The sequence below is a fragment of the Dietzia timorensis genome (assembly GCF_001659785.1).
Taxonomy (GTDB): Bacteria; Actinomycetota; Actinomycetes; order Mycobacteriales; family Mycobacteriaceae; genus Dietzia; species Dietzia timorensis.
In genome coordinates, this window is sequence record NZ_CP015961.1 from 3,440,293 (window position 1) to 3,465,152 (window position 24,860).

Annotated in this window: 29 protein-coding genes; 18 read left to right on the forward strand and 11 right to left on the reverse strand. The window is 65.5% G+C overall.

Annotated features, from left to right (window positions below; genetic code table 11):
- Positions 1–3 precede the first annotated feature (3 nt).
- A complete protein-coding gene (zapE, locus tag BJL86_RS15870; protein WP_067474783.1) occupies positions 4–936 on the forward strand; it encodes an AFG1/ZapE family ATPase in 933 nt (310 codons plus the stop codon).
- Between the two features lie 147 nt (positions 937–1,083).
- On the opposite strand, the gene BJL86_RS15875 is transcribed toward zapE, so the two are convergent.
- The 3 genes from BJL86_RS15875 to BJL86_RS15885 are packed head-to-tail and all read right to left on the reverse strand — an operon-like array spanning position 1,084 to position 3,148.
- Positions 1,084–1,827, reverse strand: coding sequence for a hypothetical protein (locus BJL86_RS15875; RefSeq protein ID WP_082908520.1), 744 nt, complete (start codon positions 1,825–1,827; stop codon positions 1,084–1,086).
- Positions 1,824–2,747, reverse strand: coding sequence for an ABC transporter ATP-binding protein (locus BJL86_RS15880; RefSeq protein WP_067474781.1), 924 nt, complete (start codon positions 2,745–2,747; stop codon positions 1,824–1,826). The genes BJL86_RS15875 and BJL86_RS15880 overlap by 4 nt, the downstream gene beginning before the upstream one ends.
- Positions 2,748–2,776: 29 nt before the next feature.
- Complete coding sequence (locus BJL86_RS15885; RefSeq protein ID WP_067474779.1) at positions 2,777–3,148, reverse strand: GntR family transcriptional regulator; 372 nt, start codon at positions 3,146–3,148, stop codon at positions 2,777–2,779.
- 189 nt (positions 3,149–3,337) lie between these two features.
- Between BJL86_RS15885 and BJL86_RS15890 the strand changes: the two genes are divergently transcribed.
- Both BJL86_RS15890 and BJL86_RS15895 read left to right on the forward strand, forming a co-directional pair.
- Complete coding sequence (locus BJL86_RS15890; protein WP_067474778.1) at positions 3,338–3,907, forward strand: dihydrofolate reductase family protein; 570 nt, start codon at positions 3,338–3,340, stop codon at positions 3,905–3,907.
- Positions 3,908–3,975: 68 nt separating this feature from the next.
- Complete coding sequence (locus tag BJL86_RS15895) at positions 3,976–4,401, forward strand: VOC family protein (RefSeq protein ID WP_197487586.1); 426 nt, start codon at positions 3,976–3,978, stop codon at positions 4,399–4,401.
- On the opposite strand, the gene BJL86_RS15900 is transcribed toward BJL86_RS15895, so the two are convergent.
- Positions 4,398–5,165 carry an SDR family oxidoreductase gene (locus BJL86_RS15900; RefSeq protein ID WP_067474776.1) on the reverse strand — a complete coding sequence of 256 codons (768 nt, stop codon included), beginning with the start codon at positions 5,163–5,165 and terminating at the stop codon, positions 4,398–4,400. The genes BJL86_RS15895 and BJL86_RS15900 overlap by 4 nt on opposite strands.
- A gap of 461 nt (positions 5,166–5,626) precedes the next feature.
- Here BJL86_RS15900 and BJL86_RS15905 point away from each other — a divergent pair, with 461 nt between their 5' ends.
- The 5 genes from BJL86_RS15905 to BJL86_RS15925 all read left to right on the forward strand — a co-directional run bounded on the left by BJL86_RS15905 (position 5,627) and on the right by BJL86_RS15925 (position 9,973).
- The gene (locus BJL86_RS15905) at positions 5,627–5,839 is read left to right on the forward strand and encodes a hypothetical protein (protein WP_067474774.1); all 213 of its coding nucleotides are present in this window, start codon (positions 5,627–5,629) and stop codon (positions 5,837–5,839) included.
- 52 nt (positions 5,840–5,891) lie between these two features.
- Positions 5,892–6,821, forward strand: coding sequence for a LysR family transcriptional regulator (locus BJL86_RS15910; RefSeq protein ID WP_197487585.1), 930 nt, complete (start codon positions 5,892–5,894; stop codon positions 6,819–6,821).
- A 10-nt stretch (positions 6,822–6,831) separates the two neighbouring features.
- On the forward strand, positions 6,832–7,734 hold the full coding sequence (locus BJL86_RS15915; RefSeq protein WP_067474769.1) for a serine hydrolase: 903 nt from the start codon (positions 6,832–6,834) through the stop codon (positions 7,732–7,734).
- A gap of 69 nt (positions 7,735–7,803) precedes the next feature.
- Positions 7,804–9,600 carry a penicillin-binding transpeptidase domain-containing protein gene (locus BJL86_RS15920; RefSeq protein WP_067474766.1) on the forward strand — a complete coding sequence of 599 codons (1,797 nt, stop codon included), beginning with the start codon at positions 7,804–7,806 and terminating at the stop codon, positions 9,598–9,600.
- Between the two features lie 31 nt (positions 9,601–9,631).
- On the forward strand, positions 9,632–9,973 hold the full coding sequence (locus BJL86_RS15925) for a hypothetical protein (protein WP_067474763.1): 342 nt from the start codon (positions 9,632–9,634) through the stop codon (positions 9,971–9,973).
- Positions 9,974–9,983: 10 nt separating this feature from the next.
- Here BJL86_RS15925 and BJL86_RS15930 read toward each other — a convergent pair whose 3' ends face one another.
- Together BJL86_RS15930 and BJL86_RS15935 are read right to left on the reverse strand one after the other, a co-directional pair.
- Positions 9,984–10,961 carry a diacylglycerol kinase gene (locus tag BJL86_RS15930; protein ID WP_067474760.1) on the reverse strand — a complete coding sequence of 326 codons (978 nt, stop codon included), beginning with the start codon at positions 10,959–10,961 and terminating at the stop codon, positions 9,984–9,986.
- Entirely contained in the window at positions 10,958–12,610 is a 1,653-nt protein-coding gene (locus BJL86_RS15935) for an FAD-binding oxidoreductase (protein ID WP_231887213.1), read from the reverse strand. The genes BJL86_RS15930 and BJL86_RS15935 overlap by 4 nt, the downstream gene beginning before the upstream one ends.
- Before the next feature lie 161 nt (positions 12,611–12,771).
- Between BJL86_RS15935 and BJL86_RS15940 the strand changes: the two genes are divergently transcribed.
- The 3 genes from BJL86_RS15940 (at position 12,772) to BJL86_RS15950 (ending at position 14,909) form a co-directional block, all read left to right on the forward strand.
- A complete protein-coding gene (locus BJL86_RS15940; protein WP_067474757.1) occupies positions 12,772–13,401 on the forward strand; it encodes a DJ-1/PfpI family protein in 630 nt (209 codons plus the stop codon).
- Between the two features lie 70 nt (positions 13,402–13,471).
- Positions 13,472–14,314, forward strand: coding sequence for a class I SAM-dependent methyltransferase (locus BJL86_RS15945; RefSeq protein ID WP_067474754.1), 843 nt, complete (start codon positions 13,472–13,474; stop codon positions 14,312–14,314).
- A gap of 106 nt (positions 14,315–14,420) precedes the next feature.
- Positions 14,421–14,909 carry a hypothetical protein gene (locus tag BJL86_RS15950; protein ID WP_067474751.1) on the forward strand — a complete coding sequence of 163 codons (489 nt, stop codon included), beginning with the start codon at positions 14,421–14,423 and terminating at the stop codon, positions 14,907–14,909.
- Here BJL86_RS15950 and BJL86_RS15955 read toward each other — a convergent pair.
- Positions 14,902–16,305: an L-lactate permease gene (locus tag BJL86_RS15955; RefSeq protein ID WP_067474749.1), complete on the reverse strand. Its 1,404-nt coding sequence runs from the start codon at positions 16,303–16,305 to the stop codon at positions 14,902–14,904. The two genes, BJL86_RS15950 and BJL86_RS15955, sit on opposite strands and share 8 nt — an antisense overlap.
- Positions 16,306–16,364: 59 nt before the next feature.
- On the opposite strand from BJL86_RS15955, the gene BJL86_RS15960 reads away from it, so the two are divergent.
- Complete coding sequence (locus tag BJL86_RS15960; RefSeq protein WP_067474746.1) at positions 16,365–16,910, forward strand: XRE family transcriptional regulator; 546 nt, start codon at positions 16,365–16,367, stop codon at positions 16,908–16,910.
- Here the strand turns inward: BJL86_RS15960 and BJL86_RS15965 are convergent.
- Positions 16,907–17,917 (reverse strand): HEAT repeat domain-containing protein, encoded by a 1,011-nt coding sequence (locus tag BJL86_RS15965; RefSeq protein WP_075845100.1) that lies wholly within the window; start codon positions 17,915–17,917, stop codon positions 16,907–16,909. The genes BJL86_RS15960 and BJL86_RS15965 overlap by 4 nt on opposite strands.
- A 2-nt stretch (positions 17,918–17,919) precedes the next feature.
- Positions 17,920–18,597, reverse strand: a complete 678-nt coding sequence (locus tag BJL86_RS15970) for a HEAT repeat domain-containing protein (RefSeq protein ID WP_067475565.1) — start codon at positions 18,595–18,597, stop codon at positions 17,920–17,922.
- A gap of 185 nt (positions 18,598–18,782) precedes the next feature.
- Here BJL86_RS15970 and BJL86_RS15975 point away from each other — a divergent pair, with 185 nt between their 5' ends.
- Both BJL86_RS15975 and BJL86_RS15980 read left to right on the forward strand, forming a co-directional pair.
- A complete protein-coding gene (locus tag BJL86_RS15975) occupies positions 18,783–19,112 on the forward strand; it encodes a nucleotidyltransferase family protein (RefSeq protein ID WP_067475490.1) in 330 nt (109 codons plus the stop codon).
- A complete protein-coding gene (locus BJL86_RS15980) occupies positions 19,109–19,435 on the forward strand; it encodes a HepT-like ribonuclease domain-containing protein (RefSeq protein ID WP_067475492.1) in 327 nt (108 codons plus the stop codon). Before BJL86_RS15975 ends, BJL86_RS15980 begins: the two co-directional genes overlap by 4 nt.
- 66 nt (positions 19,436–19,501) lie before the next feature.
- On the opposite strand, the gene BJL86_RS15985 is transcribed toward BJL86_RS15980, so the two are convergent.
- Together BJL86_RS15985 and BJL86_RS15990 are read right to left on the reverse strand one after the other, a co-directional pair.
- Positions 19,502–20,155 carry a response regulator gene (locus tag BJL86_RS15985; protein WP_067475494.1) on the reverse strand — a complete coding sequence of 218 codons (654 nt, stop codon included), beginning with the start codon at positions 20,153–20,155 and terminating at the stop codon, positions 19,502–19,504.
- Positions 20,156–20,183: 28 nt separating this feature from the next.
- Positions 20,184–21,434: a sensor histidine kinase gene (locus BJL86_RS15990; protein WP_082908566.1), complete on the reverse strand. Its 1,251-nt coding sequence runs from the start codon at positions 21,432–21,434 to the stop codon at positions 20,184–20,186.
- 149 nt (positions 21,435–21,583) lie between these two features.
- On the opposite strand from BJL86_RS15990, the gene BJL86_RS15995 reads away from it, so the two are divergent.
- The 4 genes from BJL86_RS15995 to BJL86_RS16010 all read left to right on the forward strand — a co-directional run bounded on the left by BJL86_RS15995 (position 21,584) and on the right by BJL86_RS16010 (position 24,844).
- The gene (locus BJL86_RS15995) at positions 21,584–22,237 is read left to right on the forward strand and encodes a hypothetical protein (RefSeq protein WP_156515343.1); all 654 of its coding nucleotides are present in this window, start codon (positions 21,584–21,586) and stop codon (positions 22,235–22,237) included.
- Positions 22,231–23,202, forward strand: coding sequence for an alpha/beta-hydrolase family protein (locus tag BJL86_RS16000; RefSeq protein ID WP_075845102.1), 972 nt, complete (start codon positions 22,231–22,233; stop codon positions 23,200–23,202). The genes BJL86_RS15995 and BJL86_RS16000 overlap by 7 nt, the downstream gene beginning before the upstream one ends.
- 74 nt (positions 23,203–23,276) lie before the next feature.
- Complete coding sequence (locus BJL86_RS16005) at positions 23,277–23,876, forward strand: hypothetical protein (RefSeq protein WP_067475507.1); 600 nt, start codon at positions 23,277–23,279, stop codon at positions 23,874–23,876.
- A 17-nt stretch (positions 23,877–23,893) separates the two neighbouring features.
- A complete protein-coding gene (locus tag BJL86_RS16010) occupies positions 23,894–24,844 on the forward strand; it encodes an SDR family NAD(P)-dependent oxidoreductase (RefSeq protein WP_067475509.1) in 951 nt (316 codons plus the stop codon).
- Positions 24,845–24,860: the final 16 nt, after the last annotated feature.

Below are 24,860 nucleotides of genomic sequence, written 5' to 3' on the forward strand. Positions count from 1 at the left end.
CAGGTGACAATCGCCGAGCCTTGCGAGTTCACGCTCACCGAAAACCAGCGGCGCGCGCTCGAAATCATGAACGGCGTGTCCAACGTCTACATCTTCGGCCCTCCCGGCAGCGGAAAGACGACACTGCTCGATCTGCTTCACGCGGCTCGCTCATCCTCGCGACGCTGGCACTTCGGCGATTTCTTTCGCCTGCTCCACGAGCGACTCCCGGAACACGGCCGCAGCCTGCCCAAAACTCTCGCCGCACTCACCGGCGAGGCTGATCTCGTTCTGTTCGACGAGTTCCACCTGCACGATGTTGCCGATGCCGTTTACCTCGACCGTGCGTTGCAGTGGTGGAAGGCCCACGGCACGCAGGTACTAGCCACGTCGAACTATCGCCCGTCCGATTTAATGCCCAATCCCTTGCTTCACAGCGCGGCCGAGCCCGTCATCGGGCAAATAATCGAGAATTTCGAGGTCTTCTCCCTCGACGATGGCGTCGATCACCGAGGCCTCGGCTCCCGCCGACGCACCCAAGGGTTCGCCTCGGGGCAATGGACCATCGGCACGTCAGTTATGTCGGCGGCAACAAAGCGCACGATTTCCATCGGCGGCCGACGCCTCGCCGTGTCGCGCTCGGCCGGCGCAGAATCACCCGGTACGCAGCTCGCCTTTACATTTGCAGAGCTGTGCGGCCGTCCGTGGTCGACCTCCGACTACCTCATTTTGCTTCGGGGCATTGACGGAATCGCGCTCACCGACGTTCCGAGCCCTCAGGCGCTGGCACGAGAGCCGGCGCAACGATTCGCAAACCTCGTCGATGTCGTCTGCGATCGCGACATCCGGCTCGACGTGTTCGCTGCGGGCCCGCCGGACGAGCTGCGTTTTGCCCCGTCCCCTCCTCTCGATGTGGGCCGCACCTTGAGCCGGCTCGCGCTTCTTTCTCGCCAATGACGTCGGGGGCCGGTTGCGCGCGTTCCCCGGCGGCACCCGACCCTCGGAGACGACAAAGTGGCTGGCCGGAATGTTACGGCCAGCCGCTTCAGCGTTGCTTACTCATACCGGCGAGCGTACCGCCCGGCAGCTATCGTGCGCCCGACGTCATGCGGGAAGGCGTCGGAGGGTCGCATAGGAGATCGCCGAAAAGACCGCCGCGGCCGCGAGGCCCCAGAAAGCCAGTCCAAGAGCCCCGGTGTCGACGAACCAGCGGCCGACCGACGGCCACCACTCCTGCCACGTGACAAGCGCGGCAAGCCCGACCAGGGCGAACGCAAGCGCGAAGAGGAGGGCGGTGAGCACCTTCGCGCCGCCGAACCGGTACACGGTCGCCGTCCAAAACCCGAAGATGAACACGAGCATCGAGAAGACGAAGAACTCGAATCCCGCAGCGAGCGGCCCGCTGACCCACAGCGGTTCGAGGTAGCCGAAGTACGCATTGATCCCGTAGCCATCGGTGGCCTGCTCGATGAGGCCGAAGGCCACGAATAGGAGTGCCATCCCGGCCGAGCTGATCGCGGCCGCGCCGAGCGTGCCGAGGAAAAACTCGCGCCTGGTGATGGTCATCGCCTGCGAGAACGGGAATGTGTAGGCCATCGCCATGATGCCAATGACGAGGAAGTACCAGAGCGGCGCCTGCGCGCCGTAGCTGACTTTGTCACCGGACACGTCGGCGGAATTGATGATGGCATTGATGAGGAGCGAGATCAGCCACGAGCCGCCGAGAACGCACAGGGGCGTCCACACGAAGGTCCAAAGGTTGAGGAACTGCAGGCGGACGACGTTGGAGATGCGCCCTCGTGGCGCCGTCGGGGCGGAATAGATCGAGGGTTCGGCTACGGCGGTCATCGTAGGACTCCTTCGGTGTTGGCGGTGGAGATGTTCGACTCCGATGCCGCGTGGTGGTGCTGGGTTCGGCGAACGATGAGCTGCTGTAGCGAAACGGGGGCGAAGTCGACGCCCGCTTCGACGAGTTCGGCGCGCTTGTCGTCCGGCAGCGAGCCGAGGATGGTCACCGAGGTGACTCGGCCGAGGGTTTCGCGATGGATGATTTCGTATCCGGCGACTGCACCCTCGACCACGCCGGCATCGCCGACGAGATTGGTGGCCTGGCCGCGGGCATCGTCGGCGGTCTCGTCCATGACGATGCGGCCGCCATCGATGACAAGGACACGCTCAATGAGGTTGGACACCTCGTCGATGAGGTGACTCGACAGCATGATGGTGCGCGGCCACTTCGCGTACTCCTCGATAAGGCGGTCATAGAAGATCTGCCGCGCGACGGCGTCGAGGCCGAGGTAAGGCTCGTCGAAGAAGGTGATCTCGGCGCGCGAGGCGAGCCCGATGATGACGCCGACGGCGGAATTCTGCCCTCGGGAGAGCTTCTTGATCGGGGTCTTCAGGGGGAGCTGGAATTCCTCGATGAGTTCTTCGGCGACGTCGTCGTCCCAGTTGGGAAAGAACATCTTCGCCGCCTTGAGTGCCTGCTTCGGCGTCGAATCGTCCGGGTACCTCTGCCCTTCGCGGACAAAGCACATCCTGCTGAGCACTTTCGAGTTCTCGTAGGGGTGCTCGCCGAATACGCGCACGTCGCCGCTGGTGTGTGTGTCCTGCGCCGTAAGTATCGACATCGCCGTGGTCTTGCCGGCTCCATTGCGGCCGAGGAAGCCGTAGATGGTGTCCTTTTCGATGTCGAAGCTGACATTGTCGAGCGCGAGTGTGTTCTTGTATCTCTTGGTGAGGTTGCGGACCTCGATCACGGAGTTCATTTCGGCCCTTTCGGCTCGGTCGGCGCGTTCTAGGCGGGACGGCCCTCATGCGCGGAACGTGTGTGGATCAGCGCGACGACATCGTCTGGGCCGAGGCCCAACTTTCGCGCTTCGATGATGAGCGGCTGCACGTAGCGTTCGGCGAACACCTCACGCCGCTCGGAGAGGAGGACTTCCCGGGCATTCTCTGAAATGAACATCCCAATTCCGCGACGTTTGTAGAGAATTCCCTTGTCGACGAGCTTGTTGATTCCTTTGGCCGCCGTCGCCGGGTTGATGCGGTGGAATGCGGCGAGTTCATTTGTCGACGGCGCTTTGCCGCCCTCCGGGAAGCTGCCATCGACGATCGCGTCCTCGACCTGTTCGGCAATCTGCACGAACAGCGGCTTGCCGTTGTCCATCGCAACCCCTCGTTCGTTGGTTAGTTACTCAACTAATGAACCATTTGACAATGTGATCCGTCAAGGGTCCCGAATATCTTTTCCGCAATCGCGCACACGAGGACAAAGAAGAGGCGAGCTACTTTGCGAACGTGAGTAAGGAGCAACACTGCACCAGCACCCGGCACTTACGAAGGATCGTGAATCTCCATGACCACCACAAACGCTCAGCCACGCAGCCTCGTCATCTCGCAGAACTGCACGCTCGACGGGTCGATCGAGATGCTCGGCGAATGGTTCGATCCGCAGGAGAGCGACCAAGGAGAGCTCGATCAGCTCCTCGCCGAAAGTGAGCGCTGCGACGCCCTCCTCCTCGGCCGGCAGACATTCGAAGATTTCCGGAGTTACTGGCCCAATGTGGAGAACGACCAGACCGGGATCACCGACGACCTCAACGCCCAGGACAAGTTCGTCGTGTCCTCGACGATGACCGATCCGCAGTGGTCTCGAACGACGATTTTCTCCGGAGACTGGGAGCGCCAGGTCCGCGACCTCAAGCAACAGGGCGGCGGCGACATCGTCGTCACCGGCAGCATCAAGCTGTGCCATGCACTGATCGAAGCCGGGCTCGTCGACGAATTCCGCCTGTACCTCTACCCCGCAGTTCAGGGGCGCGGACGGCGTCTCTTCCCCGAGGGGTTCGAATCGGATTCACTCTCCCTCGTCGAGAGTCACCCCTTCGCCAACGGCCACGTGGAGCTGATCTACCGCGCCGCCTAGAACGGTGGCAGACCCCAAACTCCGCTGCCACAATGACGAACGTCCCCAGCAGGAAGGGAAATTCCGCCATGCCCACCGACGCCATGACTGCCTACCACGTGTGCTTCGCGGTGCCTGACCTCGAGGCGGCGATGGGCGAGCTCTCCGCCGCGCTCGGCGTCCGCTGGGGCGAGCCGATTCGTGGACGTCTGGAGACGTGGGACTATTCGCTGGTTTTCTCTCGCGAGGCTCCCCACATCGAGCTGATCAGCAGCGTGCCCGGCTCGCCTTGGGAGACCGATTCCCCGCACTTCCACCACATGGGGTTCTGGGCCAACTGCCTCGACGCGACGCTGGATAAATGGCATGACGCCGGCGGGGAGATGTTCTACGATTCCCGGCCGGCGGGCCGCAGCTTCGGCTACGTCGACCTCCCCGCCTCCGGCGTGCGCGTCGAAGCGGTCGACGAAGCACAGCGCGCGTCCTTCCTCTCCACCTGGGCGGGCGGAAACTAGCGCGCCAGCGCTTCGAGGTACTCGGCGAACGTGATGTCGTCAACGATGCCGTCGCCCGGCACGAGTCCACCTTTCGCGATCGCCGAACCCATGTACGGCGCGGATCCCACGAAGCGCGGCGACTTACCGGCGACGTTCCCGATCTCCGCGAGCTGCCGCTTGACGAAATCCGCCGCGTACCCGGATTCCGGCCCTCGGATGGAGAGAGTCCTTCCCTCCGATTGATCGCCAGACACGGCCGCGTCGACGAGCAATGACGCCACCCGATCGGCGGACACCGGGGCCATCATCATTTTCGGCAGCAACGCGACCGGCCCGACCGCCGCCATTCCCACGAGAACCTCGAGGAACTGGAACCACTGGGTAGAGCGCACCACCACGCAGTCCGCAAAGCTTTCGAGGTACACACGTTCTTGGGCGGCTTTACCTTTGTAGTAGCCGAATATCTTGTTGACCTCTGGGTCGGCGGCGCCGGCAATCGACAAGCACACCAGTCGCTCCACGCCGGCGTCGCGCGCCGCAGCGACGACGTTGCGCGAGGTCCGGCTGAAGTAGTCACTTGCCTTCTTCGCGCTCAGTGACATCATGTTGAGGCAATCGATCGCGGCATCCGCACCGGTAAACGCGGCGCCGAGTCCCTCGCCCGAGTAGACGTCGACACCGGCCGATCTGCTCACCGGCACCAGCTCGTGCCCCTGACGTCGCACGTTCTGCGCCACCCTGGAGCCCATCTCGCCCGTCGCACCGAGCACCGCAATTCTCATGCCCTCAGGCTACGCCGATCGCATCGCCACCAGTACCCTGCTAGAGCGGCACACCTGGGCATTCCTGCCCGCACCGCCCGAGAACCGAAATATTCCAGTGGTATGTTCGAAGCGCCGAGAGCGCGCGCACACCGACAACGCCCACCCAACCGGCAGCCACAGAGAGAGGACGAACGTATGTCGACCGATCTCTTGCGCTGCTCCCCGGCGACGTGAGCGCACCGCGCCGACGTGCGCCCCGCGCTCCCGCACTCTGCGCCGTCCTGGCATTCGCGGGCTTCGCCGTCATCCTCATCGGTTCGTCTTCCGATACGTTGAGTGAATCGGTAATACTCACACTATTTTTGTTGAGCGGCGTGAGTTTCGCATCGAGGTTCCTGTGGTCGCGGGCAAGGAGTCGCGGTCTGTACGTAGTCCCGCGGGACTCGGCCGCGTTCCGCCCCGAACGACTGTTTCTACTGATGACGGCGGTGTTGGGCATCGCGCTCGGGGCGCACGTGCTCGGCGGTGGCCCCCGGGACACAGATCTCGAGGCATGGCTGTTCTCCGCCGCGTACCTGATCCCGCTCATCGACATCTACGGGTTCGCGTGGAAAAAGCTGCGAGCGAATTCGCTCAGCGGCAGTTATTCGGTCGCCTGGCCGGACGCGCCGCACGGTCGGCATACGCTCTAACCCCGCTGCGCCCCGTCGGCCGGTCGTCACCCCTAGCGGGCATCATGTGGTGGTGAGCGGATTTAGTGCAGAGCCAACCGGTGTCGGCCGCATCGACGTGACACGACTGTGCCGGATCTTCGTCGCCGTCGCAGAACATCGCAGCTTCGGCCTGGCCGCGGATTACCTCGGACTCAGCCAACCCTCGGTATCGCAGAGCATCCGGCGCTTCGAAGCACAGATAGGTTTCGAGGTGTTCCGCCGTACCCGCGATGGCGCGGTACTCAGCGAAGAAGGGCGCCAGCTGCTCCCATTGGCCCGGGTCGTCGTGCGCGATGTGGATAGTTTTGAGCTCGCGGCGACCCAGCTCGCCTCGGACCGAGATTCCATCTCCATCGGCGTCGGACTCGCCGCCCCGGCATGGGTCGCTGCGGCAGCCGCCCGCGCGGCGTCGTCCCTGGCCACCAGGGTCGCTGTCGAACGCGGCGCGGATTCCGCCCTGATCGAGAAGGTCGAGACCGGAGAGCTCTCCGCGGTGATCGTCGAGTTCCCTTCGCCGCTCGGCGATCTCGTCAAGGGGGTTGGGCATGTCGCCGAGCGCCGGCTCGCGATTCCCGAAGGGCGCGCTTCCGCGGCGTCGACGCGGACACCGTGGTCCGAGGTCAGCGGGCTTGATCTCGCCATAACACCTCGTGCATTGGGGCCGGCGGCCTGGGATCAGCTCACCGATCGCCTCACAGACGCCGCCGGGCCACGCTCGATCACCGAGGTCGAAGCGACTGATCACCTTTTGCCCGCCGTGGCGGGGAGGACGTGTTTCGCGGTGGTCGACGCGAGCGCAACAGCGTTGCCGGGCACTACGCTCGTGCCATTACCCGCGACGTTCTCGGCCCAATATCGCGTGCTCGTCCATCCCGACCGCCAGGTGGCCGCCGACGGAACGGACGTGCGTTCTGTCCTCGACCGCGGGGTACGCCGAGCGAACCCACAGGTCCGGGAATAAACGAGGCGATATGGACGACACGACGCGAACAATCCGAAACCTGCTCGCCGAGGCAGGCTGCGATGGCTGGTGCCATGCCCAGGTCATAGGCGATCCCGGAACGGGAATCGGTCTCCGCTCGAGCGCCCCAGTCGTCATCTCGTCGATGTACAAGGTGCACCTCATGGTTGCCGCATGCCGATCCAACCAACAGGGCCTGCTCGACTTCGACCGCAGAATTCGTGTCGAGCCGGGGCGTTACGCACCCGGCCCCACCGGCTTCGCGCTGTTTTCCGACGTCGTCGAGGTTTCCCTCCGCGATGTGGTCCGATCGATGATCACCGTGTCGGACAATACATCGGCAGGGATCGTCTACGAACTGCTCCCCTCCGGCGCACTCGAAGACACTCTGTCCAGACTGGAATTGACCGCGGCGCGCATCTTCCCCCACCCCGGCGAGCGCTCGATACCCGCATCGGCCGAGCCGGGCGCCACTGCCGCCGAGGACGCGGCGTACGTGATTGCCGCGTTCGCCGCCGACGATGCCGGCACCGAGTTCGACCCGGCGTACTACTCACAGTCGACCACCGCAGAAATGTGCACGGTCCTCGATCTCATCTGGACGGACACTGCCGCCGACGCCGCACAATGCGCCTTCATGCGGCAACTGCTTGCCGAGCAGGTGTGGCGCCACCGCGTCGCCTCCGGATTCTCCCCGCGCAGATTCGAAGTCGCGGGGAAGACGGGAACGATCGATCGCGTCCGGGCGGAAACCTCGGTCGTCACCCCATCCGGTGAGCGCCCGATCGCCCTCTCGATCGTCACGAGGGCGGCGCGTGCCGAGCCCGAACTCCCCGAGGTCGATAGGACCATCGGCCGAATCGCCCGGGTTCTTGTCGACGCACTCCGACAAAGACACGACCTGCACGTATAACCCAGTACAATGCCGAATCGGGTGCCGAGAGTATTGCCGAACTCGAACCACCCCTGTTTTTTGGACACTATGCGTCCAAGCACACCAATTTCCGCCGTCTCGCTCGCCTTCGTCGTTGGGTTTACCTCCGGCTGCAGCGCGCTCAACCCATTCGACAATCCGCGCCAGGACAGGGTCGAGGAGCTCGCCGATGCGTTACACGCGAAGGATTTCGCTCGTGCGGCGTCATTGACGAACGATCCGCTGACTGCGGAGGCGGATATCAGAAAGACGTTCGACAATGTGGGCGATTCCGCTCTCGACATCGACGTACCGGACATCGACGGTGGCGCACGCAGTTACTCGCTGTCGAACACGTGGACCTTGCCAAACGGCCAAACAGCGCACAGCGAAGGTGCGCTGGACTTCGCACTCGATGGACGCTCGGAGGAGATCAAGTGGTCACCCGCGCTCTTCGACGGCCGCCTCGGTACCGGCGGGCACCTCACCTTCGCCGAGAATAAGACCTTGACCACCCCCATCGTCGACCGGCACGGCATTCCGATCATGGAGTGGAGCACCGTCACGGCGATCTCCATCGACTCGAGAACTCCGGAAAATTCGCTCGACGCTTTGGCCGAAACAACGTCGTCGATCGATCCCTCGATTACCGCTGATGGTTTCCGAGCGCAGCTCGACGCTGAGGAACCGGGTACACGGTTCGCGGCCCTTTCGCTGCGCGAAGACGACATCGCGCCGCTACGCTCAACAATTGAACAACTGGAAGGTGTCACACTCAGCGAGCAAGGAAAACTCCTCGGCTCCGATCCGAAAATCAGCTCGCCAGCCTTCGCCGGTCTGCCCGAATACTGGACCGACAAGCTGGATGACGGCGCCGGCTGGTCATTCTCGGGAACCGGACCCGCAGGGTCATTCGATATTGCCGCCGAGCGCCCCAACGAACTCCCGTCGATCCGTACGAGTATCGACGTTCCGATCCAGGCCGCAGCCCAGAAGGCAGTGGACGCCCGACAAGAGCCCGCTGTGATCGTCGCGGTGGAGCCGACAAGCGGCGGCATTCTCGGCGTCGCGCAGAACGACTCCGCTTCAGCGCAAGGCCCCATCGCGTTGTCCGGCTCATTTCCTCCCGGTTCCACATTCAAGACCGTGACGACTGCAGCCGCGCTTGGCACAGGTGCCGCCGATCCCGACACCGTCCTGCCATGTCCGGCGCAGACAACGGTCGACGGCCGAGCCATACCAAATGACGAGAACTTCGATCTCGGCGACGTGCCACTCCATACCGCCTTCGCCCAGTCGTGCAACACGACACAGGCAATACTGTCGGCCGATCTCGGGGCTGACGACATGAAGGACACCGCGGCTCAGCTCGGGCTCGGAGTGGATTTCGACGCTCCCGGAATCACCACGATCACTGGTCAGGTGCCGGTCACGAAGAACGGGCCCGAACGGGTCGAGGCCGCCATCGGACAAGGAACTGTGACGGCCAGTCCGTTCGGCATTGCGCTCATGGAGGCAGCTGTGGCCAATGGTGGTTCCGTCGTTCCCCCGTGGTTGATTGACGGCGAGGACACAAAGGCTTCGGCATCTCCCCAGCCGATGGATCCGAAGTTTGCCGAGTCACTGAGTGCGATGATGCAGGAGACCGTGTCCTCGGGCACTGCGAGTTCACTCGCACGATTCGAAGGCTTAGGTGGCAAGACCGGCACCGCCGAGGTCGATGGCAAGTCCGCTCACGGATGGTTTGCGGGCATCGTCGACAACGTCGCCTTCTGCGCATTTATCGAAGGCGCAGACAGCTCCGGGCCTGCAGTAACGATGAGTGGAGACTTTCTGGACAACGCCGGAGAAGCGATCTACCGGTGACCGGTTCCGATCACCGGGCATACTGGGAGGCGTGAACGCGCTCAACTATGTCCGCAATGTCGTCGCCACCCGCGCGCAGGTCTCGCAGCCCGTGCTCACCGCGAAGGTGCTGTCCAAGCTCACCGGGAGTAGCTCGGGCTCCACGTCCTCCCATGGCCCACGGTTCGACCCCGGCGCCTCGGCGATCGCGCAGGCGAACACCGTGGCCGGCGCGCTTAATTTCCCGAGCGCGGCCGAGGTGAGTCGCACCGACGGGATTCTCGCGGCGCGCCGCGCCGCAGCCCCGGCCTCGCCGGGCGTTTTTCCCGAAACCCGCATCCCCTTTGGCGAGGAGAACACGGACTCCGACGTCACTGGCGAGCAGGGCGCGTAGCCACACGCAGTTACGGCGGGGGCACGAGGTACCGCCCCGCGCCGGGCACGACCTCGACGTCCATCGGGAGCGGACCCCAGCGGTCGCCGTCGGCGTAGCCGTTGACCCCCTCCATCTCGATGCGCACGTGCTTCGCACGGTACGTGCTCACGCCCTCTTCCTCGACGAACGAGCCGGTAAAGATCTTCCCGAACTTCGACGCCGCGCGGAAGCGATTCATGCGCTCGAGCACGGTCACGTCGAACAGCCCGTCGTGGTGGTCGGCGTCGGGACAGATCCGCATGCCGCCGCCATAGGTGGCCGTATTGCCGACCGCGATGAGTGTCAACGGCTCGGTGAGCTCGGTGGTGTGGTCGAGCACGATCCTCGCCGGAATCGAGTGGAAGTTGAAGAACTCGAGCGCGATCGCGAGGTTGTAGCGCATCTGCCCGCGCGGCCATGTGATGGTGTTCGTCCGGTCGGACACGCGCGAATCGAAGCCGGCGCACGCGATCGTCCCGAACCAGTAGGGGTCGGCATCCGGCTCCCCTGCCGGGCGGATCACGCCGAGGTCGGTGGTGGTGAAAAAGCCTTTCGCGATGACGTCGCACGCGCGTTTCGTGTCGGTCGGGATTCGGTATTCACGGGCGTGGTCATTGCCCGTCCCGGCGGGGATGATCCCCAACGGCTTCCCACTTTGCGCCTGCGCCTGCAGCGCCAGCCCGATGAGACCGTCTCCGCCGCACGCCACCACAGCGTCGATCGAGGGATCCGCGATGGCGTCCGCGGCCAGCGCCTGCGAGGCCTCGCCGCTATCGCCCTCGATCGAGGAGACCTCGATGTCCAGCTCCGCGAACCGTCGGCGCGCCTTCGCGCCGACGGCCTTCGCCGAACCCAGGCCGGCTGCGGGATTGGTGAGGAGCGCGATTCGCCGGATCGGCGTCTCTCCCCACTTGTCCTGCGCTGCGGAGGTTCCAGCCGCGTCACTGGTGTCCTTCTCCGCCGTCATGACGGATTCGACTCCGCCCCGGCGGGGATGAGCTTGCCGGGGTTGAGGATGCCCGCCGGGTCGAGGGTGCGCTTGATACCGCGGAGAATCTCGACGCCGAGAGGTTCGATCTCGTCCGTCATGTACGGCATGTGGTCGGTGCCCACTGCGTGGTGGTGGGTGATCGTGCCGCCGTTCGCCTCGATCGCCTTCGACACCGCCTGCTTGGCCGCGCGCCACTGCGCGAGTGGCTGGTCGTCCTGCCCCGCGACGATCGTGAAGTACAGCGAACAGCCGGTCGCGTACACGTGCGAGATGTGGCACATGACCAGCGCCATCGTGCCCGAATCGTTGAGCGAGGTGGCCAGCGCATCGCCGACCGCCTTCTTCAGCCGCGGCGCGTTGGCCCAGTCCGTCGCCGTCTCCAGCGTTTCGCACAGCGCCCCGGCGTCGAGAAGGGAATCGCGGAGCACTGGAGCTCCGAAGCGCCCCTCCTCCCACTTTCGGGCCGGGCCCTCGCCGACGGACGTGCCGCCGGAGGCGAGCAGCAGTTCGCGGGTTTCCTTGTGACGGCTCTCCGCGTGCTCGTAAGTGCCCTCGAACACCGTGATACACAGGCACCCCTGCGGGGCCTGCGATTTCTCGCCGATCGCGTCCGAAGAAGTGAAGTTGATCGCCGACTCGATCTCATCTGACAGGCGGATGACGGTGGGACCGGTCCCCTGCTGCTCGACCGCGCGCAGCGCATCCGCGCCTACCCCGAAGCTCGGGAACACGAACGCCTCGTAGCGCTTGACCTGCGGAATCGGATGCACGTGGACGCGGACGCGGGTGGCGATACCGAACGCGCCCTCCGAGCCCATGACGATCTCCTTGAGATCCGGACCCGCCGCCGAGGCCGGCGATTGCTTGCCCGGGTGGAATACGCCCTTCGGAGTGACGACGGTGAGCTCGCGCACCATGTCGTCGAAGCGCCCGTAGCCTGCAGAATTCTGCCCGGCCGATCGGGTCACGGCGAAGCCGCCGATCGTCGCGTAGGGGAACGACTGCGGGAAGTGGCCGAGCTGCAGTCCGTGCTCGGCGAGCAGGAACTCGGCGTGCGGCCCGGACAGCCCGGCGCCGAGCGTGGCAAGTCCGGACACCGGGTCGACGTCCTCGATCGCGTCGAAACGGCGCAAGTCCACCGAGATCACGGCGTCGAATTCGCCGGACACGGGGTTCACGCCGCCGACCACCGAGGTGCCGCCGCCGAAGGGGACCACCGCGATCTCGTGTTCGGAGCAGTACTCGAGGATCGCGAGGACCTCGTCTTCTGTGCCCGGAACCAGCACTGCGTCGGGCGCCGAGACCACATCCCCCGAGCGCCATTCGAGGAGGTCGAGCGAGGACTTCCCGCGCGCCCGCGCCATGCGCTGTTCGCGGTCCTGGGACACGTTCTTCGCGCCGACGATCCGCTCGAGATCCTGCACCGCGGATTCCGAAAGCCGCGGCTCGGTGAGCGTCACCGACGCCGCATCGACGGTGTGGTCCTTATCGGTATCGACCCCCATCGCCTGCGAGAGAAGCTTCTTGATCGAATCGCTCAGCGGCTTCGCTTCGTCCGCGGTACCCCACAGGTCGAAACGCATCGGTGGAAGGGCGACTGACGAGTTATCGGAGGTCGAAGTCATGGCTTCGATGGTACGTGACGGCCGCTCCGCCGCCCCGCCATCCATCGATACCTTCCGACCTGCTCTACACGCGGACGCAGATGCCCTTTGCGGACCGATTGGGTCCTGTTGCTGTCCTAGCCTTGGGAGTACGAGGGACCAGCAGAAGTGAGGACACCGACATGCGCGACATAATCATCTACGCCACCGACACCATGGCCGACTGGGAGTTCGCCTACCTCACAACGGAAGTCACCCGGGCAGAGCGGGCCCGTCCGGGCAGGTTCTGCGTCCGTTTCGCAGGCGCCGACACAGGATCGATCCGCACGCTCGGGGGTCTTCCGCTCACGCCCGATCTCGGTCTCGACGAGATCGACGCTGCGAGCACCGCCGCCTTCGTGTTGCCGGGCGGCGACACCTACTCCGAGGGCCATCTCGACGCCCTCTCAACGGTCGACCGCCTTATCGCCGAGGACGTACCGATCGGCGCCATCTGCGGCGCCACGTTTGCGCTCGCACGGCACGGTCTCCTCGATTCCATCGCCCATACCAGCAACGCGCCCAGCTTCCTGCTCGAATCCGGGTATGACGGCGGACGCCACTATCGCCATGTCGACGCCATCACCGATGGAGGTATCACGACGGCGACGGGACTGCGCCCCATCGCGTTCACCGCGGAAATCCTCCGCGCGGCCGGGATCTTTCCCGACGCCTACATCGATGCCTGGCTGGAGCTGAATTCCTCGGCGAGCGAGAAGGGCTTCAACGCCTACATGGAGCAGGCGCAGTCCTTCGCCCAATCGGCCCAGTAGCCTCCGAGAGACAGGCCAACCCGACATTTTCCACTGACTTCGGGGGCGCCGGTCCCTACGCTGAGGTGCTATGTCGGAGCGGACGAACCCGGAAGACAAAATCGACGTCGATCTCGGCGAGGTGCAGGAGACCCTGCTCATCCCGCTCTACGGCCGCGCGAAGGACGCGGCGTCGCGGAAATCTGTGCTCGGCGACGTCAAGGCGCGAGAGATTGTCGATTCCATCGACTACGACTTCGCCAAGTTCCGGGGAACGTCGCTGTCCGGCTCGGTGCTGCGTTCCTCCATCTTCGACGGCTGGGTGCGGGAATTTCTCGCGGAGAATCCGACGGGCACGGTCGTTGAGATCGGCTGCGGGCTCAATACCCGTTTCGAGCGGCTCGACAACGAGCGCATGCGCTGGTTCGACCTCGACGTCCCGGACACCGCGAAGATGTGGCGCCGGTTCTTCAGCGAGGGCGATCGGCGCACCCTGCTTCCGGTGTCGGTGTTCGACACCGAGTGGATGGACAAGGTGGCCGAAACCGGCGGACCCTGGGTCTTCGTTGCAGAGGCGATCTTCCTCTACTTCCCGCCGGACGAGGTGGGCGCTGTCCTCGAGAAGCTGTGCGATAGATTCCCCGGTTCACTTCTGCTCATCGATTCGGGGAACAGCTCGATGAGGGACGGGATGGACAAGAACGCGGCGATGAAGCGAGTCACCGCGAGGATGAAGTGGACGTGCGAGGACCCGCGCGAGATCGAAGACTGGGGTCCAAAGCTGCTCGAGACGCGGACCTTCGCCTCTCCGCAACCGGAGGTGCTGCGCACGTGGCCGTTCACGTACCGCCATGGCATGCGTGTGGTGGGCAAGCTCTTCCCGCCGATGGTGAATCTGTACCGCATGAACAAGCTCCGACTCCCGGAGAAGTAGCGCTCTTCAATTCGCGCCTGGCCTCGAAGACCTCACACTCCGAAAAATGTCCGAGCCCATCGGTACGGTGCTCGTCAGTTAAGGGACATCGAATCGAAGGCGTGCAATGGCAGACTCCACCCCAGATCCAGACGAGACCATGGCTCGTATTACCGCCTCCGTAACCAAGGGACGTGCCTGCGACTCGGAGTCTGCCCGCTTAGAGATGCTCTCCATTTGGGACGACATCGGCGTTGACGGAGACCCATTCCACCGGTGCACGCTCGCCCACTACCTTGCTGATCTTTTCAAGCATCCTGCTCAAGCGCTGATATGGGACGTCCGCGCTTTGGATGCCGCTGACGAGCTCACGGACCAGCGCGCCAGGCGTTTCGAGGCGGGCCTTCAGGTAGCAGCGTTCTACCCATCCCTGCACTTGAATATCGCGGACAATCTTCGACGATTGTCGGCGTTCGACGCCGCGCAGGAGCATATCGAAGCCGCGCAACGCGCGTGTTCCTCGCTCGGAGACGACGACTACGGGCAGTTCATCAAGAACTCAATCGATTTCGTCGGCGAGAAAATCGCCCGTCACGATCGCGCCGACGCTAGCTAACGAGAACGCTAAATGCAGCAAGCCCGATGCCAAGAAGTAGGGCAGTCGAAAGCACGACAGTTCCCACTTGCGCGAGGACTCGTCTCCCTTCATTCGGCTGCCCGGAAAGTTGGGCAGCCAACTCGACTTTCCCCGGTGAAGCCATCATGAACATCGACGAGGACACGTTGTGCACGGCCATCGTCGGCACGAGCGAAGTCCCCAACGAGGAAGCGATCTGGGCATGCGGCGCCGCGAACATGGCATTGGCCGCGCTGTTCGAGCCGGTGAGATAGCCGCCCGCTCCGGCCACGAATGGCAGGGCCAGCGCGTAGGCCGGACCTATCGAGGACACCGCATCTGCGATTGCGGTCGCCATCCCGCTTTCTGCCATGACGACCCCTAGGACAACGAAAAGTCCCGTCACCGGACCTACGTGCACCCATTTCTTCAACCCATTGACCGTCACTTCCCGAGCGTGACGCCGGGAGACGATAAATCCGGCTGCCACAAATAGCCACAAAGCCGGCGACGCGGCAAACCTGGCCGCTCCGTCCGTCTTGCCCAAGATCGCCAGCAGCAAGCTCGCGAGGATTACGCCGCCAAGTAGGACGACGTAGCCGGTAAGTCCACGACAATGAACGGAATCCATCGAGACTTTCTGGCCCTTCCATTTATGGAACGCCAGATGCACCAGGACGGTGAGAAGGGAGCCGATCGCGCCGGCTGTCGCCGTCCCGAATACAAAGTTCGACGCCGTCACCGCCAACCACAACACCAGCCCCGAGCCCAAGGCGGACAAGAGGGCACCTCGACGCTCGTGTTTACCGCTTGCGATCAGCGCTGCTGCTACTCCGACCGCGAGGAATACCGGCCCATTGGCGAGTGCCGAAGCAATGCCGAGGTCGCGGAAACCAATGCCCGACAACTCAGCGGCGATGAGGGTTCCCGGGCCCATCGAGCCCCACGGAACGGCGCATAGCCCGAGCAGCCCCAGCGCTACCGCCTGCCGACTTCCGAATCCCAATCGCACCAGCAGCGGAACCGCGACCGTGATTCCGATTCCGAAGCCGGTGAGCGACTCAGCGAAGGGCGTGACCCCGTGGACGACGATGAGCGCCGCGCCAACACCGGCCCCCACCGAACGCTCGAGCCATTCCGACAAGAGAGCTTGCCGCCCGGTGATTCGGTTGGCCTCGCTGAGCAACAGGCCGCCCGCCACAATGAGCAAGACTTCCAGAAGCAGAGGCGCCCACGAGAGGGCCATGCCAGGGATCTCGCCGAGCCGGACCGGGAACCAGAGAGCTGACACGACGAGCGCGCACGCAACTCCGACCGAGGCTGCGTGAATGGAAGGCCGCCTCAAGGCAATCATCACCATCGGCACCAAGACCGGAAGGAACGCCAGCACAGCCATGGTGCATATACTGCACATTAATTCCCATATTTACAACATCGCTGTGTAAAGTCTTGCCCATGGATTCTTCGGACATCGGCTACTTCGGGCACGCCGTGAGGGCGAGACGCGCCGAGCTCGGCATCACGATGGACCAGTTGGCCGAGGCATCCGGCGTCTCGCGCGGGACGCTATCGCGCATCGAGAACAACGCGTTGTCGACGAGCCTCGCTAACGCCATCGCAATCGCCGGTGCACTGAGCTCGGACCTGTCCGCATTGCTCTCGCCTCCCCGGGCAACCTTCGTCCCCGCGGGCGACGCGCCCACCTACACAGATGACGCCGGAATCTCGCGCACCTCGCTGGCACGCCCGGATCCCGGAATTGAACTCATCAAGTTCGTCATTCCCCCCAAGGCGACCTCGGCACAGTTCGCGGCGCACGCGGAAAGTACGTCGGAAACGCTCCACGTCATCAGCGGAAAAGTGACCTACGAGGTTGACGGTCAGGAGTATTCGCTCGAAACCGGAGACACTCTCACGGCCCGCGCGGATCGCCCGCATCGATTCTCCAATCCCGGCGGGACTACGTGCGTATTGCACATGATCTCGGCATCCGCGCGCTAGCGCTCCGAGCTCGCTTCGCTGCGCATCGAGAGAACGGCTTTGGCGGTCATGGCGATCTGAAGTTCTTCATGGTGCGCGAGTTCCCGCAGCTCCTGGTTGACGTCGGCGCCCGGGATTTCGGCGAGCGCCTGCGTCAGCCGGCAACGCGCGTCCGCCGAACAGCCGGGATCGTGGAGCCGCGAGATGAGCGACGCCGCGATGTCGGCGTTCCCCGATTTGCGGGAGGCGAGCTCGCCGAGGATTTCGGCAGCTTCGACGTCATTCCTCCCTTCCACCACCAGGGCGACGAGATGCCCGGCCACATCCGGCAATCCTCGGCGACCGAGCTCCAGCGCGGAGCCCGCGCGAATGCCGGGTTCTGGGTCGTCGAGCAGTTCGCGCAACACCTGCGTAGACCCCGAAGAGTCGAGCGCCGCCAGCGCGCGGACGACCCGCGAACGGACCTGCGAGTCGGGCGAGCGCGCGGCATCGGCGAGTGACGGCAACGCCTCGTCGCCGGCCCTGGCGATCGCCCAATCGAGCGCGCCCGCGACGTTCGTCTCGCTCTCGCCGATGCGCGCCTCGACGAGCTGCGCGGCGCCCACCCCGGGGCCCGCGTCGAGCACGGCCCGCTGCCGCGACCGGGGATCGGCGTCCCGCAGCGCACCCAGCCGCCCGAGCACCGCCAGCACGCCCTGCCAATCGCCGGGCCCCGCGGCCTCGACCTCTTCGAGATGGGCGAGAAGCTCGCGTTCGCGCTCAATGCGCTGCCGTGTCTGCCGCGCCAACTCGGCGAGCGACTTCTCGACGCCCCGCGAGGGATCGGCCAGCGCGCCGGACACCTCGGCGAGCGACATCCCCAGCGAGCGTAGGCTCTCGACGTGCAGCAATCGCGCGAGGTCCTCGCGGGAGTACTCGCGATACCCGGACGACGAGCGTGCGGACGGCGAGACGAGGCCGAGCTCGTCGTAGTGGCGAAGCATGCGGCGGCTCAGTCCCGTGCGCGCCGACACCTCGCCGATGAGCATCGCTACCCCGCCTCCATCTGCCGAAATCCCAGGGCCGTGGCCCTGTTCGCCTCCTCCAGAGCGTAGCCGAAGCCCGCCTCCGGATTCCGCAGCAAATGTAGAGTCGCCCGCGCATGCGCCGCCGTGTCCGGGTCCTCCGCGCGCGCCGCGTCCTCGAGAACGTCCTCGGCCGCATAATCCAGCTCGACGAAAGCCATCGCCAGGCTGCGCTTGACCTCCGCGGATCCGCGCCCCAGCTGCGTCGCCAACGTGGCCGCGAGCTTCGCCCGTTCCTTACCAGGCACGAGTATGACGCCGGACCTCCATGCCGCCCGGGCGACCTCGTCATCCGGATCGGCGAACATGGTGTCGGTCAGCGCGTCCCACGCGCCCGCCGGCCGAATCTTCGACAGCGTGTGCAGCGCCTGGCTTCGCGCCTGCGGCGTGGCGGAATCGAGCTCCGCGAGAACGAGTGGGACTGCCACGTCCTGCGGCTGCCGAGTGAGCGCCCAGGTGAGCATGTCGCGGACGAAGAAATCGGGCTCGACGCCGCACCTTTCAACAAGTCGCGGAGCCAGCGCCGGATCTGGATCACTCCCGGCGGCCAGCGCCGCCTTCAGGCGCACCGACGCGCCTCCGTACGCAAGCGCCTGCGCGATGCGCTCGCTCTGAGCGCCGTTGGTCTGCTGCTGTGGGTTCATCTCGACCACCTCCAGGCGTCAAGAGAACACCCTTACATCGTGTGAGGGTCAAGCATTTGCCGATCAAACTTCGTCGGCGATGTGTAGACATTGATTCCGCTAACGTGCCTTTTCTACGAATTCGAGAATTCGACGGGGATCTAAGAAGCCATCGCTTTGCCGGGCCCGTTAGGTAATCTGAAGCTATGTCCGATATTTCAGCGACGACTGAAACGCTTGCTCTACGCAAGCTTCTTGAAGCGCGTTCGGACGAGTTACAGGTTCTCTTGAACAAGTACGGTGCTAAGAATCCGCGCATCTTCGGTTCGGTCGCGCGCGGAGATGCCCATCAAGGTAGCGACATAGATATCCTCGTCGATATGGATCCTGCAGACGGCAATCTTTTGATGCGGGCATCGGGGCTCATGGAGGAAACTCGACGCCTTCTCGAGCGAGATGATGTGGACATTTTCCCTACACAGCTTCTCAAGAATCCGGTTTCGCGCGAAGCTATCGCAGAATCGGTTTCACTGTGAGTCGAGGCTCTCACCAGCGGATCGAGGATATTGTCGAAGCGGTCGCGAAGTGCGAAAAATACCTTCGCTTGTTGGATGGCGATCCCCAACTCGTGGATATGGCGATGGATGCCATTGAGCGGAATCTTCAGATCATCGGCGAGGCCGTGAACCATCTCCCCTCTGCGATTACAGACGAGCATCCGGAAATCGCATGGCCACAAATTCGAGGATTCCGAAACATTCTCGTGCACCAATATTTCGGCGTCGATTCCGAGGTCGTGCGCGATGTCGTGGAGACACATCTGCCGATGCTCGCTGATTCGCTTCGTGTCCATCTTTGACCGGCATGGCCGCTTAACGCACTTCGGCAAACGCGTCATCTCTTCAAATCGGTTCAGCTTCCGCTCTTAAACCACGCCGTTCTCGTACGCGTACACGACCACCTGCGCACGGTCGCGCAACGCGAGCTTCTGCAGCACCCGCCGCACGTGGGTCTTCACGGTCTCCTCGGATATGAACAGCTCGTCGGCGATTTCCCCGTTCGTCTTCCCCGTGGCCACCTGCTCCAGGGTTTCGCGCTCGCGCGGCGTCAGACTTTCAAGTTCGCGCGGGGCGTGGCGCGGGCGGGACCGCTTTGCGACCGCATCCGAAATGAGCCGCTTGGTCACCGTCGGCGCGAGCAACGCCTCCCCGGTGACGACGAGCCGCACCGCCCGGAACAGTTCCTCGCTCGGCGCGTCCTTGAGCAGGAACCCCGAGCAGCCGATCCGCAGCGCCTCGTAGACGTAGTCGTCGAGGTCGAACGTGGTGAGCATGATGATCCGCGGCATCGGGTCCAGCCCCGAGGCGAGAATCGTCCGCGCCGCCTCGAGCCCATCCATCTCGGGCATGCGCACATCCATGAATATGACGTCGGGCTGCAGCGATCGCGCGGCGGCCACGGCCTCGACGCCGTTGGACGCGTCCCCGGCGACGACGATGTCGGGCTGGGCGCCGAGGAGCGCGGCGAAGCCCTGCCGGACCATCACCTGGTCGTCGGCGATCATCACCGAGATTGTCATGGGTTCACCCTAGTCGCGCCGGACTCCGCTAGCGGGCGCGCGAACGCAGCGGCACGGTCGCGGTAACGGTGAACCCGCCGTCGGAGGCGGGCAGCGCGGTAAACGCGCCGCCGACCGCCCGCACGCGCGCGGACATCCCCTGAATTCCTGAGCCGCCGCTCGTGCCCGGCGCGATAAGCGCGTCCGGGGCGGCGGGCCCGTTGTCGATCTCGATCGACGCGACCTTGGCACCGTCCCCGAAGCCACCTGTCTGGTCGGCGCCGATCTCGAGATTCACCACCACCGCGCCGCCGGGCGCGTGCCGCGACGCGTTCGACAGCGACTCCTGCAGCACCCGCTGCAGCGCGACGCCCGCGGTCTCGTCGATATCCGCGATCTCCCCGGACACCGTCCAGGTGACATCGACCCCCGAGCGCCGCGCGGCGTGCAGCGTCGGCAAGATCTGGTCGGCGCCGACCGGGGTGACCTCCGGCGATTCGGCATCCGAGCGCAGCACCCCGAGTAGCCCGCGCACCTCGTCGAGCGCGCCGCGTGCGGTCTCGGCGAGTGTGTCGAACTCGGCGTGGATCGCCGGCGTGACCCCCTGCAGCCGGTACGGCGCCGACTGCGATTGGACCACGATCATCGACATCTGGTGGGCGACCACATCGTGCAGATCGCGGGCGAGCTTATTGCGTTCCTCTGCAAGGATGCGCAGGTCCGCCTGCTCCGAGGAGCGCGCCGACTCGCGAGCGAGCTGCACGGTGGACGTCGCCAGCTGGCGCCGCGAGAGCACCAGCCAACGGATCAGGAAGAACAGCACGGAGAACATCAGCGCTCCGAGCATCCACCCGAACTTGATCTCGAAGGTGGGGTTGAGCCCCATGAGCAAGACCGTGGCCGGAACGACAAGCAGAAGCTGCCTGAGCGGAGCCGTGAGGACGACTGCGGCGACACAGGTAGCGAGGGCGAGGTGGAAGGTCACCGGCCAGCCGAGCATGTATTCGGGGTTGTCCCTCGTCGGCACGACGATGAGGCAGGCGAACGCGACGACCGCCCACGCGGCGGTGGGAAATCGCCTGACCAACGCGATCGGCCACGTCGCGAGCGCGGACAGGAACGGCAGCACCGACACCATCACGTTGTGGGTTTCGGTGAGCGTTGGCCACGTGATCGCGAAGAACACCAGCGCGACGAATACGAAGAAGAGATCGCCCCAATTTCCCGCGAGTTCGGCACGCACCCTTTTAGCCGCGCCGGAGCGCGCCACCGCCTTCGTTACTTTCGCCGCACGTTTCATGCCTACGACGCTAGTGCGCCCGCCCGACCCCGTAATCCCTCTACAGAGTGATATGCCCCTACCCCGCCCGGAGTACCCCGCGGGAGTGAGGGAAAGTTCCCCTGCGCAGGGGATTCGGCCGTCGATGCCGCGCCCATAGCTTGATCGGCATGCTCACGCCCCAGTCGTTCCCCGCAGCCCAACCCCGCCCCTATCTGCGCACCGAATCCCGCATGCGCCGCCTTCGCCGCCTGGCCCTCGCCGCTCTGTGCGGCGGCCTGCTCGCGCTCGGCGCCGTGGCCCTCGAACCCAGCGCCCACGCCGGGCAACTCTCCACCAACACCACCGCGGCGCCGGACTCGGAAGCGGTGCGCACTGCTTCACTCCTCGCCCATGACGTCGGAGGCACCGAGTATTTCCCGCCGAGCGTCGTCGCCGGGCTCGGGTACTCACCGGCGCTGGAGGGCCGCATCGCCTCGAAGGCCGACGGCGACTGCTCGTCGCCTATCCCACTCCCCGCGTCCTTCGAACCCGCGTGCCGCACGCACGATCTCGGCTACGACCTCCTCCGCCTCGCCCACCGCCACGGAGATCCGCTCCCCGAAGGCCTGCGCCACGAACTCGACGCCCAGTTCTCCCGCGCGACCCACGCCTCGTGCGACGAGCACGGGGAACGCGAGCCCGGCGGGCACCGCTTCTCGCTGCGGGCACGGGCCGACAACGCGGGATGCCACGCGATGGCATCCATCGCCTATAAGGCGGTCCAGATCAACACGATGCGTCAGGGAAATGGCGCCCCGGTCCGCGAGTCACTCCCGTGGTAGCCCATCCGCTGCCCACGCGCCCGCTGCGCCTCGCCCCTCTACGCCTTCCTGTGGCGAGCCGGCCCCGGCGCCTCGCGCGGCGCGCGTCTTCGTGGCTGCTTGCCGCCGCGGCCGTCGCTTTCGCCGCCTACGTGCTCATCGGCGCGCTGTCGTCCGCGGCGTGGTGGACGTTCAATTCCGGCCCGCTCACCGGAGATCCCGAGATCGTGCTCACCGAGCCCTCCCCCAGCGGTGCCGTCCGCGTCTACGGCGATACCCCGGAGCTGGCACCAGGCGAGTCAGCCGCGAAAGCCGTCGACGCGCTCGACGCGGAAGGTGGATTCGCCCGCAGCACTCTCGTCGTCGCACTGCCCACGGGCTCGGGATGGGTCGACCCGAAGGAGGTCGACGCGCTCGAGCGCCACGCCGGAGGCGACCTCGCGACGATCTCGATGCGCTACTCCCGGGCGCCTTCCGGCGCGGTGTTCGCGCTGCGCCCGGAGGTCGCCGAGGACTCCGCCCACGCGCTGCTCTCCGCGGTCGCCGAGCGGCTGCGCACGATGGAACCCGGGGAAAGGCCTCGCCTGATCGTGCACGGACAGAGCCTTGGCGCCCAGGCCGGCGAGGCCGCGCTCGCCGACCGCGCCCTCCTGCCGTTCGTCTCGGCGGTGCTGTGGCAGGGACGGCCCGGGGAGGAATTCTCGCGCGCCTCGAACGCAGCGCCGCTCGGCGATTGCGCCATCTCCGCCGTCAACGGCGACGATCCTGTGACGAAGCTATCGTGGCACCTCCTGGCAGATCCCGCGGAGGCCGTGGGCGTGTTGTCCCGGCTGCCCGGCTCGGAGTCGAAAACCCCTGGAACAGCGCACTCCTACGTGCCACTGCTGCCGCCCGAGCACTGCACGCCGGAAGGCCCGGCCGATGGCCGAGACGCGCCCGGGGGCGCAGCGATCGCTGCGTCGACGGCAGGAAATCGAGTACGCTGACCGGGTTGATCACGAAAGGTTGGCCACGCGTCCGCGGACGTTCCGCAGCGATGCCGGGCCGCACAACTACCCCTATGCCCAGAAAATCCACGACGACGAAGCCCCGATCACCGAGGCGTAAGGTCGCCGTCGCGCTGAGCATCGCCGCGATCGCCTTCAACCCCGCCGGAATCGGCAGCGCCGGAGCCGAGATCGCGCCGCCGCCCGCGGAGACCTCGGAGGCCCTGCGCGCGGCCGGCGAACTCGCCGCCGGCACGCCGGGGACCGACTACTTCGCGCCCGAAACGATAGTCGCGCTCGGCTACGAGCCCGGCGTCGCCGACGGCATCGCCATGCGCCCGGACGGGGACTGCTCGTCCCCAGTCGAGCTACCCGCGAGCTTCGACAACGCGTGCCGCACCCACGACCTCGGCTACGATCTGCTCCGCATCGCGCACGACCACGACGTGCCGATCCCGGAGGGCTTGCGCCGCTCGCTCGATTCCCAGCTCGGCGCCCGCATGCACGCCTCGTGCGGCGGAACCGACGTCGCCGGGTGTCACATGATCGCCGCCGCAGCAGAGGCCGCCGTCGCCGCGAACACCATCCGCCAGGCGGGCGGAACGCCGGTCCACGAGAAGCTGCCGGACATCCTCGCCTCCTTCACCGGCGCAGAACCCGCCGAATCCGAATAGCGAGACCGAGGAGCCCCATGCCGCGCACCATCGTCATCACCGGAGCGACGCGCGGCATCGGCCTCGTCGCCGTACGCGAACTGACCCACCGCCACCGGGACGCGACCTTCGTACTTCTCGCCCGCCCCGAGACCGGCGCCGCCGCCGTCACAACCCTGCTGGATGACGGCGTACGAGCCGAGTTCGTCCCGGCCGACCTGCGGTCGCTGTCCTCCGTCGCCGAGGCGGCGCACGATGTCTCCGAGCGCATCCGGTCGGGACAGCTTCCGCCGCTCGGGCATCTGGTGCTCAATGCGGGCGTGCAGCACCCCAGCGCGATGAGCCGCACGACCGATGGGTTCGAGGGGACTTTCGCCGTCAACGTGCTCGCCAATCACGTGCTGGTGCGCTATCTGGGCCCGCTCGTGGATCCGTCCGACCGCATCGTGATCACGGTGTCCGACACCCACTTCGGCGACCTCCAGCACAATCTCGGCGTGATGCCCGGGCCGCAGTGGCGTTCGCCCGAGAAACTCGCCCGGCCCGGCGCTTTTCGCGCACCGACGACCACCGCCGCCGGTCGCACCGCCTACTCGACGAGCAAGCTCGCGGCGATCTACATGGTGCATTCTTATGCCCGAGAATTCGGCACGGACGGCGCCGGTTCGCACGCCGGACCAGCGGTGATCGGCTTCAACCCGGGGTTGGTACCCGGCACGGGCCTGATGCGCGATGCGCCGCTGCCCATGCGGCTGTCCATGAAGTACGTTCTCCCGGCGCTGACGGTGACTCCGATCGCGAGTACCCAGCGCGACGCGGGACAGTGGCTCGCGGACGTCGTCACAGGTGACGCGAGAGCCCCAAGCGGCGCCTACGTGAGCCGCGACCGCGAAGTGTGGTCCTCGGCCGAGTCCTACGACACCGAACGCGAGCGCGAGCTGCGCGACGTCGCAGATCGCCTCACCGCGCAGTGGCTCCCCGGTCGGTAATTCAGCGTGGAGCCAG